Annotated in this window: 11 protein-coding genes; 3 read left to right on the plus strand and 8 right to left on the minus strand. The window is 56.7% G+C overall.

What is annotated here, in order from left to right:
• Positions 1-187: 187 nt before the first annotated feature.
• The 3 genes from JO972_RS08595 to JO972_RS08605 form a co-directional block, all read right to left on the minus strand.
• Positions 188-757 carry a PEP-CTERM sorting domain-containing protein gene (locus tag JO972_RS08595; RefSeq protein ID WP_309489625.1) on the minus strand — a complete coding sequence of 190 codons (570 nt, stop codon included), beginning with the start codon at positions 755-757 and terminating at the stop codon, positions 188-190.
• Positions 758-919: 162 nt separating this feature from the next.
• The gene (locus tag JO972_RS08600) at positions 920-3,118 is read right to left on the minus strand and encodes a DUF7133 domain-containing protein (protein ID WP_309489626.1); all 2,199 of its coding nucleotides are present in this window, start codon (positions 3,116-3,118) and stop codon (positions 920-922) included.
• Positions 3,119-3,134: 16 nt separating this feature from the next.
• Positions 3,135-3,809, minus strand: a complete 675-nt coding sequence (locus JO972_RS08605) for a hypothetical protein (protein WP_309489627.1) — start codon at positions 3,807-3,809, stop codon at positions 3,135-3,137.
• 293 nt (positions 3,810-4,102) lie between these two features.
• Between JO972_RS08605 and ppdK the strand changes: the two genes are divergently transcribed.
• On the plus strand, positions 4,103-6,922 hold the full coding sequence (gene ppdK, locus JO972_RS08610) for a pyruvate, phosphate dikinase (protein ID WP_309489628.1): 2,820 nt from the start codon (positions 4,103-4,105) through the stop codon (positions 6,920-6,922).
• A 121-nt stretch (positions 6,923-7,043) separates the two neighbouring features.
• On the opposite strand, the gene JO972_RS08615 is transcribed toward ppdK, so the two are convergent.
• The 5 genes from JO972_RS08615 to hemE all read right to left on the minus strand — a co-directional run bounded on the left by JO972_RS08615 (position 7,044) and on the right by hemE (position 10,742).
• Positions 7,044-7,499, minus strand: coding sequence for a hypothetical protein (locus JO972_RS08615; protein WP_309489629.1), 456 nt, complete (start codon positions 7,497-7,499; stop codon positions 7,044-7,046).
• Positions 7,500-7,684: 185 nt separating this feature from the next.
• Positions 7,685-7,993: a DUF4235 domain-containing protein gene (locus JO972_RS08620; protein WP_309489630.1), complete on the minus strand. Its 309-nt coding sequence runs from the start codon at positions 7,991-7,993 to the stop codon at positions 7,685-7,687.
• A gap of 12 nt (positions 7,994-8,005) precedes the next feature.
• The gene (locus tag JO972_RS08625; RefSeq protein ID WP_309489631.1) at positions 8,006-8,206 is read right to left on the minus strand and encodes a hypothetical protein; all 201 of its coding nucleotides are present in this window, start codon (positions 8,204-8,206) and stop codon (positions 8,006-8,008) included.
• A gap of 200 nt (positions 8,207-8,406) precedes the next feature.
• A complete protein-coding gene (locus JO972_RS08630; RefSeq protein WP_309489632.1) occupies positions 8,407-9,630 on the minus strand; it encodes an AI-2E family transporter in 1,224 nt (407 codons plus the stop codon).
• A gap of 77 nt (positions 9,631-9,707) precedes the next feature.
• Entirely contained in the window at positions 9,708-10,742 is a 1,035-nt protein-coding gene (gene hemE / locus JO972_RS08635; protein WP_309489633.1) for a uroporphyrinogen decarboxylase, read from the minus strand.
• 177 nt (positions 10,743-10,919) lie between these two features.
• Here hemE and JO972_RS08640 point away from each other — a divergent pair, with 177 nt between their 5' ends.
• A complete protein-coding gene (locus JO972_RS08640) occupies positions 10,920-11,483 on the plus strand; it encodes a hypothetical protein (RefSeq protein ID WP_309489634.1) in 564 nt (187 codons plus the stop codon).
• A 27-nt stretch (positions 11,484-11,510) separates the two neighbouring features.
• Positions 11,511-12,740 carry a cytochrome c biogenesis ResB family protein gene (locus tag JO972_RS08645; protein WP_309489635.1) on the plus strand — a complete coding sequence of 410 codons (1,230 nt, stop codon included), beginning with the start codon at positions 11,511-11,513 and terminating at the stop codon, positions 12,738-12,740.
• The last annotated feature ends 2 nt before the right edge of the window (positions 12,741-12,742 follow it).

A 12,742-nucleotide genomic window follows, 5' to 3' on the forward strand; every position in this document is an offset into this window, starting at 1 on the left:
TGATGTTTGATACTATTGTTCATAAGGTGGTAGCATTCTACAGAAACCGTTGGCTCGGCCTCGACTACCTTCTCATTCAATCTTCGCTACGGGAGCATTTTTTGTCTGCACTACGATGGATAAAAAAAGACCGACTCACACAGAGGTGAGTCGGTCTTCGGGAAATGGTTCAACCCAATTGGGCGTGTTAGCGACGGCGACGTAGCACCAGTGAGCCCGCGCCGAGGAGCACCATCAGCGCACTGCTGGGCTCGGGAACAACGGACCAGCTGATAGCGGCGATGCCTGCACCGTCGTTTTCTCCGCCGGGGCCCGAACCGGTCGGTGTATTGTATTGGAAAATTTTATCGGAACCAAACACAGGAATGACGTCAGAGTTTTCGTCTGCGCTAACTCCGATGATATCAAAATTCACATTGTAGATATCAACGTCTTCCAAGAAGGTGACTTGGACCGTCTCACCTGGTTCGACTTCCAGCGACTGCTGAAAACTGTCGCTGTCGTTCTTAAATTGCGAACCCACAGCCACTGTGTAGGTTGATTCAGGGACGATTTCAAATCTTACCAAGCCGTAACCGGGAACGTTGACCTCCACTTGTTCTCCGTCGCTGATGGCCTGATCGCCAGCATTGTCAAAATCAAGAGCGATGACTCCCGTGTCCCCGGAAATCTGCATCGAGTTAAAATCAATGGTAAAGGCATTCGCTGCGGTGAGCATCGCTGCCGAAGCGATTAGGGTGAGAAATTTGGATTTCATGCTAAGGGTGCTTGGTTTACTTCTTTTTTATATCAGGAAAGCCTAACTAATAACAAGCCTGTTTTTTGAAAAAACGAGTCATGCTCCTTGAGTAGGCGATGATTTCCTGATTTTTAAGGGGTAAAATTTTATCTTTGTAGGTGCTTTCGGTGGAAATGAGCTTTATTGAAGTGATTTGATCCACTGCACCAGCTTCTCGGTGTCCTCCTTGCTGAATGACTCCGAGAGTGTCTGCGGCATGATCGGCTGGAAGCCGTCCGGATACTCGGCGCCAGGGTTGAGGATGGCGCGGCGGATATAATCTTCATCCACCGTCATCTCGATGACTTCACTGCCGCGGCGGACCTTCTGTTTTTTACCAAACATCCCCTTGAACGAGGGACCGACCAGTTTGTTGCCGTTGGTGGTGTGGCAGGAGGCGCAGAAAGTTTTGTGCAGCACGTCCACGCGACTGAGTTGGGTCTCGCTGACCTCACCCAGCACGACCGCGTCCGCAGGCAGGGGGCGGATTTCTCCGGCGAGCTCCTTGGGTTTTTCGTTCAGGTTATACCAGCACTCGCCGGCGAAGAGGCTTCTGCCGCTGGCGCTGGTCAGTGAGCGATTGAGCACGATGTGGGTGACGTAGCCGGTTTTCATCGTGGGCATTTTGAGGAACACACGCTTGCGATCGGCCGAGACGGAAATGGCTTCGGGTGTCAGCTTGTGCTGATCGATTTTCGGCCCGCCGTATTTTTCATTCGGTGCGTAAGTCCAGCTATCGATCAGGTAGTAGCCAGGGTCCCAGCCTTGCCCCTCGGCGAGCGGCTCGGTGAACTCAATTTCCAGACCGTCGCTCTTCGCACGCACGGCCAACATCTCAAAGGGGACCGGCTCGGCGTATTCGATGCGCAGCAGGCCGTTGCGCTTGGCATTGCCCCAGTTCCCCACGTGCCCGGCGATGCCGGCGTAGAGGTGGCCGTCGGGGCCCCATTCGAGTCGGTTGATGCCGCCGCGGAGTTTCTGCGCGTGGCGGAAGAGGGCGCCTTGCAGCTGCCCGTTGATCTCTTCCATGAAGACCCGCTTCAGGCCGCCGTGGTGGATGTCGCCATGGAGGATCTGACCGCGGTAGGGACCGCTGGGCACCTCGATGGGCTCGGTGGGGGAGTTGCCAATTTCATTCTGCGGCTGCCAGACGACCGGCTGACTCACGGGTCGGCTCGCCCACGGGTGTTCGGGGGTGTATTTATTGTTGAAAAATTTACCCGGGCGGATGTGCAGCATTTTGTTCGCTGGCAGGTAGTCGCCCTGGTTATCGGACACCAGGATCTCGCCCTTCGAGGTGATGCCGATTCCGTTCGGCGTGCGCAGGCCGGCGGCGATGATTTCGTATTCGCCGGTGTCGGGATCGACGGCGATGCAGGTGCCGCGGTCTTTCACCTGGGGCACGGTGGTCGCTCCGCCGGGGTTGATGGCGACGGCGAGGTTGAGGTAGAATTTCCCCTGGTGATAAATCGGGCCGAAGGTGAACTGGTGGAAGTTATCACTCACCTGCCAGGCATTACTGACGCAGCGGAAGGTATCGCAGACGCCGTCCTGATCGCTATCGATCAGCTCGGTGAGTTCCTGCTTTTGGCAGACGAAAATGCGGTCGTCCACGATGCTGATGCCGAGGGGTTCGGCGAGGCCGGAAGCGAACTCTTTGATCCGCATCTTTTTCGGATCGCCGCCGTAGCCTTGGATGAAATACACCGCGCCCTGGGAGGTCCATGAGCACACCACCATGGTGCCATCGCTGAGGAATCCGATGCCGCCCGCCTTGATCTCCAAGCCGGGGATGGAGATGTCGGTGACCTTCATCGCGGGGTGGGGGGCATCGAGCTTGCGCTGGAAACCGGGGGCTCCGCTGAACGGGTGGCCTTGTTCTACCACGGTGATCGGTAAGCGATCGCTCACCAGGTTCAGACCGGTGGAGTCTAACACTGCCTCATCGGCGGCCTTGGTGGCGCGCAGAGTGACGGTGTGGGTGCCAGGTGTGAGCTCGAGTTTTTTGAAATGCAGTGGCTCAAATGTTTTCCAGTCCTTGGTCTGTTTGGTGACGCCTTGGAGCTTTTGGCCATTGCATTCCAGCACCAGTTCACTGCCGGCGGCACGGGCGTGTGCGTAATCGAGCACCGGGTAAACGGTGACGGCTTCGGTAACGACGATGGTCCAGCTCGGGACCGATTCGATGGAGTGCCAAAAGCGGAAAAACTGGCCGTCCGCCGTGAGGTTGCCATTTCCTGAGGGGCCTTTGATGGTGGCTGCTGAGGGGGCGAGGTGCACGCTGCCGGCGTGGGCCGCCAGTAGGCTGCCGGCGAAAAAGAGAGTGGTGAGAAATTTCATCGCAGAGGTGTGTCTGTTAGTTGATTGAGGTGCTGTGGCTGCTGCTGCCATTGCGGGTCACGCGGAGCGCATTGTCGCTGACTCCCGACCATTCGAGGCCGCTGGGGAAATCGACCACGATGTGGTTCCCCGGTGCCAGTTCGCTGACTTTCAAGTGGCGTTTCAGCTGTCCTTTTTCCGTGCTGCGGCAGCTGTCTTCGATCAGCGCGAGATGTTTCCCTTCGGCATTGCGGAAGGCGAAGCTCAGGGTGACCACTCCATTTTTTTCGATTCGATGACCGAGGTAATGCAGCGTCGCGGAGCTGTCGGAGTGGTGGTAGCGCTGGCCATTTTTCGGCGACTTGTTTTCGAAAATCAGGGTGCCGTTGGTCTTCGGTTGCGGTCCGTGCGCACCGGTGAAAACGGCGCCTGTTAGTTCCACCGCCTTGCCGGCTTCGGCAGGTTTCCAGAGGGTGGAAATCCCCCCGTGCCAGGTGTCATAGGCCACCGCAATTTGCGGGCTGAGTTCGATCGCCAAGGATCTCGGTTGACCATTCAAGACACAGCGCAGCGCTTGGGGTTGCTTGGATTTCTGGATGTTTCGAACATCGTCTGCCAAGCTGTCGGCTCGGCTCGATGTGCTGATCATGGGGCCCGCCAGCATGACGCCAACGAGGGCGGCGAGTGGTGAGCGAAGTGGGATGGTCGTCATGAGAATGGATGTGGAATAGGTGCTGTAAAATGTGCAACGGAACCTCGGTAAAACGGACGAGTTGGGCGATGTTTTTCATCGCAAATTTCTGCTCCGGCCAGCCGCGTCGATGGCTGCCATCTTTGCCGTGGAGAATGCTTCTGCAAGGTTATTGATGATGAACGATAAAAAGCCGCACAGGGCTTGACCCAGTGGGATGGCTTGTTATCTTGCGCCTCCGTTTTCTAGCTGGAATTGTCACTTGGCGATCCTAACAGAAAAGGGAAAGTCTCTCACAATAAAAAACCATACACATGGCAACTAAAAAGAAGGCCGCAAAGAAGGCCACCAAGAAAACTGCTTCAAAAGCAGCCGCTAGCAAGACTACCGAGTCTGCTTCTTCCAACAAAAATGTCTACTTCTTCGGAGGTGGCAAGGCCGACGGTAACGGTTCCCAGAAAAACCTCCTCGGAGGTAAGGGCGCTAACCTCGCCGAAATGGGCCTGATCGGAATTCCTGTTCCTGCTGGCTTCACCATCACCACCGAGGTCTGCACCTACTACTACGACAACGGTAAGAAATACCCCAAGACCCTCAAGGCAGAGATCGAAGAAAACATTGCCAAAGTGGAAGAAGTCATGGGCAAAAAATTCGGTGACTTGGAGAACCCACTTCTCCTCTCCGTTCGCTCCGGCGCACGTGAGTCCATGCCCGGCATGATGGACACCATCCTCAACCTCGGTATCAACGACGAGGTGGTCGAAGCGCTGGCCAAGAAAACTGGCAACGCCAAATTCGCATGGGACTCCTACCGTCGTTTCCTCCAGATGTATGGTAGCGTCGTGATGGAAGTGGAAGCCGAAGAAGGCGAGCACCACGATCCTTACGAAGTGATCCTCGATAAAGCCAAGGCCAAGGCCAAGGTGAAAGATGACTCCGGTCTCTCCGCTGAAGAACTGCAGTGGGTGGTCGCCGAGTTCAAAGCACTCATCAAAGAGCGCTCCGGCAAGAATTTCCCAGAAGACCCACGCGACCAGCTCACCGGAGCGGTCAACGCCGTGTTCAACTCCTGGAACAACGACCGTGCCATCGTTTACCGTCAGAAATACGGTATCCCAGCCGCATGGGGAACTGCTGTGAACGTGCAGGCCATGGTCTTCGGTAACACCGGCACCACATCCGGCACTGGCGTTGCATTCACTCGTGACCCCGCCACCGGCGAAAACGTTTTCTACGGTGAGTATCTCATCGATGCCCAGGGCGAAGACGTGGTTGCAGGTGTCCGCACACCGAAGCCTATCGCCCAGATGGCCAAGGACCTTCCCAAGTCGCACAAAGAGCTGCTGAAAATCCGCAAGGTTCTCGAGAAGCACTTCCGCGATGTGCAGGACGTTGAGTTCACCATCGAAGAAGGCAAACTCTGGATGCTGCAGACCCGTAACGGTAAGCGCACCGGTTTCGCCGCAGTCAACATCGCCCTCGACATGGTCAAGGAGCGTCTCATCAAGAAAGAAGAAGCCATCCTCCGCATCCCTGCCGATGACTTGAGCCACCTTCTCGCCCCCATCTTTGATGCCAAGGCTGAGAAAGCTGCCAAGAAAGTGGGTAGCGGTCTCCCTGCCGGCCCTGGTGCTGCATGTGGTAAGATCTACTTCTCCGCTGAAGAGTCCGTCAAAGCTGCTGCCAAAGGTGAGTCGGTCATCCTTGTCCGCCAGGCCACTTCTCCGGAAGACCTTCGCGGCATGATCGCTGCCGACGGTATCCTCACCACCGAAGGTGGAGCTTCCTCCCACGCCGCACTCGTTGCCCGTCAGATGGGTAAAGTCTGCGTCTGCGGTGCTCACAACATGAGCATCGACTACAGCAAGAAGTCCCTCACCGGAAACGGCGTCACTCTCAAGGAGGGCGACTTCCTTTCCCTGAACGGATTTGTCGGTAGCGTCTACGCCGGCGAGATCAAGTCTTCTCCTTCACAGGTGATCCAAGGTCTCATCGAGAACAAGCCTGCTGCCAAGCGTTCCGACACTTACAAGAAGTTCATGGAGCTGATGCAGTGGACCGACAAGCTTCGCAAACTTGGTATCCGCACCAACTCGGACACCCCTGAGCAGGTGGAGCAAGCCATTAAGTTCGGTGCAGAAGGCATCGGCCTGACACGTGCCGAGCACATGTTCTTCGAAGGCAACCGTATCGACGCCGTCCGTGAGATGATCCTCGCTGACGATGACGAAGGCCGCGCCAAGGCACTCAAGAAGATCAAGGTCTTCATGAAAAAAGACTTCAAGGGAATCTTCAAGTCCCTCGAAGGTCGCCCGGCTACCATCCGTCTTCTGGATCCACCACTGCACGAATTCATCGGCACTATGGACACCGCTCAGAAGAAGGATCTCTCCAAGAAGATCGGCATGAGCGCCGCTGCGATCACTCGCCGCATCCACGCTCTCCACGAAGAGAACCCCATGCTGGGTCACCGTGGTTGCCGTCTCGGCATCAGCTACCCAGCTGTTACCGCCATGCAGGTTGAGGCCATCCTCGAAGCTGCTGCTGACGTGCAGAAAGCCGGCACCAAGGTTCTCCCTGAGATCATGGTCCCACTCGTTTCCTACGCCCGTGAGCTTGAGCTCCAGAAGCAGGTCATCGATGAAACTGCCGCTGAAGTCCGTAAGAAACTCGGTCTCAAGAAGAGCGAGCTGAAGTACACCGTCGGAACCATGATCGAGATTCCTCGCGCTGCCATCACCGCTGCTGAAGTGGCCAAGCACGCTGAGTTCTTCTCCTTCGGAACCAACGACCTCACCCAGACCGGTCTCGGCCTGTCTCGTGACGACTCCTCCAGCTTCCTTCCTGCTTACCAGGACGCCGAAGTGCTCAACAACAACCCATTCGCCAGCCTCGACCAAGAGGGTGTCGGACAGCTCGTTGAAATGGGTGCCAAAGGTGGCCGCACCACCAAGCCGAAACTGAAACTCGGCATCTGTGGTGAGCACGGTGGTGATCCGGAATCCGTGAAGTTCTTCCACCGCGCAGGACTCAACTACGTTTCCTGCTCGCCATTCCGTATCCCCGTTGCCCGTCTTGCCGCTGCGCAAGCCGCCCTCGAGGAAAAAGGCATGGCTCGCGGAGAGGTCAGCTAATGACGCATGAGGGGAGCAATCCCTTCGTGACCTAAACAATCACAAGCCCCCGGTGGAGAAATCCGCCGGGGGCTTTTTTTGTGTGGGGTTTTGACGAGGGGTGATTCCCCGAACACAAGCATTAGGATCTTGAGGTCAGCATGCGACCTAGCAGGAAGCCGGTTCCGACCAGTAGGGCGGCAGCGATACCTGGGCGGGCTTTGCCCTTGGCGCATATGTCATCGGCAAAATCCGAGGGCTTGGAGCGTTTCAGGTAGTCCGACGTGTCAGCCAGCTTTTCGCTCGCCTTGTGGATGGCGGGTGCCACTTTGCGCTGGTAGCCGGATTCGATCTTCGAGCAGGCTTTTTCACTGGCCTCGCTGAGGTGACCGATCGATTCTCCCAGTCGGGTCGAGCCGTCGTCGATCAGGGTGCTCGTCTTTTCTTTGGCCTTGGTGGTGGCGTCGGAAACGGACTTTTTGAAGCCCTGCGAGTTTTGCTCGGCATAGGGGGCGTCGGTAGCTGCTTGGCTGGTGGTGTTCGGATGGGGTTGGGCGTTGGGTTGCATGGAAGTGGGATTGGTTTCTATCGTTGTCATAACAAGTGATGAATTGCAGGAGTTACGCCAATCTTTAAGTGTCGTGGCTGAGAGGCTGCAGGCTAGGGAATATAATGGTTGCCGCGTGTTTGTGGCATTTTGGATGACGGTAGAGTGGCGCTCTTCATGTTTCATTTTGCATCGTGTAACATGCAGATCGCCAATCTTCGCTGGCCACTGAGCGCTTATTCATCTTCCTGTTCGAGGGCGGCTTTTTTCTGCTCCATATCGTAGCCATCGGTCAGCACCGAGCTATGCGCCAGGGCGCGGCGCATCACCAAGCGAGCCAATCCACCGGCGGCTCCAGTGAGGATGGACCAGGTCAGGGCGTCCTTCCATTCGGTGGATGGCGATGCGGGGTTTTTCGGCGGTTCGCGATCGGTGAAGGCGCGGTAGCCTTTGCCGATCACGCCCTTGGTGGCGCGGGAGGCAATGAATGGCACCGCCAGGCCGGCGGCCATGAGGATTTGTTTTTTGGATGGGGTGATGTTCATAGCGATTGGGTTTTACTGGGATTGGGCGACGGTGAAAGTTTTCGGCATCTTACGGGCCTCGCTTTTGCCTTGGGCCATATCTCGGTCAGGGGTCGATTCAACCTGTTCTTCCACTTGGTAAGGGGCGGGTTGAAGAGTGGTTATGTAGGCTGCGGCCATCCAAAGGCCGAGTGTCGTGGACGTGGAAATGATGAAGAGACGGATGGTTTTCATAATTCTTGGCCAGCCCTTGTTGGAAGGGCTGACGTCAGAATTGCACTTCATGTGCCAAAGCTATCGGGGCGGGTTTCCGCCCTGAAATACAAGTGTCTGGGCACGCCAGAGCGTCGCGCGAGGAGACCCAAAACGTGCACTCTGCAACAGTTCGGGGGTAGATTGCACCTGGCGGACTGGCTTCAGGGCCGGCCGGGGCGCTAGGTCGAGATGATACGCTCGATGCGTTTGAACCCCTGCCAGCGGGACAAGATAATGCGGCAGGTCATCAGCAGTGGCAGCCCGATCAGCATGCCGGGGATGCCCCAGAATGCTCCCCAGCAGAGCACCCAGACGAAGATGATGATCGGATTCACGGTGAAGCTCTCGCCGAGGATGGCGGGGGTGACAAAATTCCCTTCAAAGAGGGTGGTGAGGTAGTAAACGCCGGGCACCAAGATGATGAACATACTTTGATCGTAGTGGGTGGCGGCCACGAGGAAAACGATGCAGGTGCCGACGATGGCACCGATGTAGGGGATGAAATTCAGCACCGCGGCGAGCACACCCCAGAGCACCGGATTCGGCATGCCCAGCGCCCACATCGCCAGACCGATGACCAGGCCCAAGACGATGTTGATGATCGTGATGGTGAACATGTAGCGCGAGACCTCATTGGTCACCTCGTCCATCAGTTTCGCCGTTAGATCCACTTCCGTGATCCGGTTGAGCATCTTTTCGCCGTAGGCTAGGATGAAGTAGACCAGCGTCAGGGTGACCACGATGTAGTAGCCCACGGAGTTGATGATTTCCACCAGCTCGTCTATCGGATTAGTGGCGATATTCACCTTCACCGGGCTGAGTGGTTTGACAAAGGTTTCGTCGAGTGTGGCGATTTGCTGATTGGGGATCTTGCTTCGTTCCAGCGAGCCGGTCTTGGCATTGATAGACTCTTCGTTCTTGATGTCCTCTTGGTTCAGGCTGTCGTCGCCGCCTTCGTCTTCGCCCGTGTTGGTGATCTTTTCCACCTCGGTGGCCACCTGGGAAATCTCTTTCTGGATTTTGGCGATCGGGTAGAAGACGCTCTTGAGTCGATTCTTGACGATCTCGTTTCTCAGCTTGTCGGTGTATTCCACCGCGGGTGCCGAGAGGTAGTAAATCCCTGTTCCCAACAATCCCAAGACGGTCAGGATGATCAGCAGCGAGCTCATCGGCGAGGGCAGCTTGAGCTTGCACAGGTAGCGATGGATCGGTTTGAGAATCAGCGACAGCAGCAGCGAGAGAATGATCGGCAGCAGGACCGGGCGAATGAAATACAGGGTGTAAGCCACCGCCAACAGGAGGATGGCGTGCTGCACGAAGCTGAAGGTGGCCAGCCTCTCCTGAACCTTGTTTCCCAGAGAACTGCGGGAGGGAGGTTCAGGTGTGGTTGGTTCTTGGCTCATGGGGATGGCGCGAGGGTGGGCTGGATGCTTGGTCTGCTAGTATCCACCATTAATGGAGATGCCTGACCATGTCCAGCTTAGGAACACTCGGCGACGGTGTCGCAGAGCACCTGCATGTTCTCAGGCTTGGCCGAAGGCAGGATGCCGTGGCCGAGGTTAAGGATGTGGCCGTGGCGACCTTTCATTTTTTCTAACAAGATGCGTGTTTCCTCTCGCACCACATCCGCGCTGGCGGTGAGGATGAGGGGATCGAGGTTACCCTGCACGGCGACGTTGTCTGGCAGGCTGTCGTAGTAGCTCGGGAGGTCGATGGTCCAATCGACGCTGAGCACGCTGGCACCGGTGGCGCAGAGTGCGTCCTTCTGGTGTCCCATGCCCTTGGCGAAGATGATCACGGGGAAGTCTTCCGGCAGCGAGTCGGTGATCTTTTTGATCCACTTCAGCGACATTGCTTCGTATTGGTGGCTCGGGCAGAAGGCGCCTGCGGAGTCGAAGATCTGCACAGCATCGATGCCGGCTTCGATCTGCATCTTGAACAAGTCGATCACCGCATCGGTTACTTTGTGCATCAGTTTTTCAAACACAGCGGGCTCCGAGTAGAACAGCGACTTCAGTGCGGCGAGGTCCTTGAGCGAGCCGCCTTCGGTCATGTAAGCGGCGAGTGTCCATGGGGAGCCGCCGAAGCCGAGCAGCGTTTTGTCCTCGCCAATTTCCTGACGCGTCATGCGCAGGGCGGCGGGGAGGTAGGCGAGTTTTTCTTCGATCCCGGAGGCGTCGAGTGCGTCGATTTTTGCTTCGGAATCGAGCAGGTAATCCATGGCAATGCCGCCACCCACTGATTTATCGCGGAAGTGGTAGGGCTGGCCGAGCGCCTCCGGGATGATGAGGATGTCGGAAAAGATGATCGCAGCATCGAGAGGGAAACGTTTCAGCGGCTGCAGGGTGACCTCGGTGGCCAGCTCGGGGGTCTGCGCCAGCTCGATGAAGCTGTATTTTTCCTTGAGAGCGCGGTATTCAGGCAGGTAGCGACCAGCTTGGCGCATCACCCAGACGGGTGTGCGGTCGGTCGGCTGGCGGCGAATGGAGGCGAGGAAGCGTTCTCTGGATGTCATGGGATCTAAATTGGAAGATAGGCGGGGGCGCGGCAATATGATGTCAGGATACGCGGGAGGAAAGGGCGAATTTGCAGAAGGTGACTGCGAATCGCGGTCGATCTCCGGAATCGCGGACGGGGCGACGCGATATCGATTGCACTTGCACGGGTTCAGGAGCGAGGTTATGCGAAGCACATGATTCATAAAGCGATGCTTTTGATGGTGCTTTCCGTGCTTGCAGTCTCCTGCCGCAAGGCCCCGGAGGCGGTGGAAGTGACTGAAACCCGCGAACTGACGATGTGGGATGATGGCACTGACCCGCTGATCGCCCCGATGCCCCCCGAGTGGCGTCAGATTCCAAGCACTCAGCTACGACTCTACAACTATCGCTTCGGTGAAGGCTCCCAGGGAGGGGAAGTTTACGTCAGTCGCGCCCGCGGAGGGGTGCTGCCCAATGTCAACCGCTGGCTCGCTCAGTTTGGTAAACCTGAAATCGATTCGCTCGATGATCTTCCCAAAATTAAAGTTCTCGGCCTGGATGCTGTCGTAGTTTCTGCCTCTGGCCGTTTCGGTGGCGGCATGGGCAAGCCTGCGCAGGAAAATGCCGCCGTGCTCGGTGTCATCGCTGATCATGGCAGCGGACTGCTCACCGTGAAAATGATCGGACCCGCCGATCAAGTCGCTGCAGAGCGCGAAAGAATGCTAAAATTCTGCGAAAGCCTGCGTATCAAGCAATCCGATGCCGAAACCGGCAACTAAGCAGCAATTTCCCAACTCATCAGACACGTGGCAAAACCATCATCTCTCAGCTGGCCGGTCCGGATCTTCCGATTTTTATCTGGCTACGGACTCGCCGTTACCTGCCTGCTTCTGCTGCTTGTGCTCACTTGGCTGAGCACCTTGGAGCAGCCGTTCAAAGGCCTCTACGAAGTGCAGAAGCGTTACTACGATGCCGAAGCATTGTTCGTCACGCCTGACTTGCCGTGGCTGTATTTTGGAGGGAAACAAATCATCATCCCGCTGCCCGGTGCCTACTTGGTCAGCGCGGTATTGTTTGTGAACCTCTTTCTCGGAGGCATCATCCGCATCCGCAAGGGGTGGAAAAACATCGGGGTGATCATTGCCCACTTCAGCATGGTGAGCCTGCTCTTTGCCGGCTTTGTTTCCCACAAATACTCCAAGGAGGGCATCATGTTTGTGATGAAGGGTGATACCTCGGACTACGCCCAGAGCTACACCGAATACACCATCGAAGTGTGTGAAATCGTCGACGGTCAGAAAACCAGACCTTACGTCGTTCAAGCCGAGTATTTGAAAACGCTGGAGCCCGGTGAGACTCGGACGTTCAAGTTCCCCGAGCTGCCGTTCGACATCGAGGTCTCCGACTGGATGAGGAACAGCACGGTGGTCAAAGCTCCACTCGACGACACCAATCCACTGGCCATTGATGGCATGGCGCTGCAGTCGCAGGAAGTCGTTCCCACCGAAGAAGAAAACGCCGCTGGCTGCTACGTCGATGTGCTGCCGAAATCATCCGATGCCAAAGCGTCCAGACTGCTGCTCTACGGGCCGGTTGGCGATGCTGTGACCGCGACGGTGGATGGAAAAATCTACGGCTTCACCCTGGTGCGCGAAATCTGGCCGATGCCATTCCGTGTGCGCCTGGAAGAATCCGAAGGGGAATACTACCCTGGCACCAACAAGCCGAGCTCCTTCATGAGCGTCATCACGCGCCTGGCCGAGAACGAGGAGAACAAGTTCACCATCAAGATGAACGAGCCGATGCGTTACGGCGGCTACACTCTCTATCAAGCACGCTGGTCCGGCGAGACCGAGCGGCCGCAATCTGGCTTCGCCATCGTCAAAAACCCATCCGATCAGTGGCCGAAATACAGTCTCTACATTTCCATGCTGGGACTGTTCATCCACTTTGGCGTGAAGCTGTGGTCGTTCATTCTGCAGTCCGCAAAACGTCAGGGCCAGGGGCCAAAGGAAGGCGCTCCGAAAAACGCGTAAGT

The organism is Oceaniferula flava (assembly GCF_016811075.1).
In the GTDB taxonomy this organism is placed as follows: domain Bacteria; phylum Verrucomicrobiota; class Verrucomicrobiia; order Verrucomicrobiales; family Akkermansiaceae; genus Oceaniferula; species Oceaniferula flava.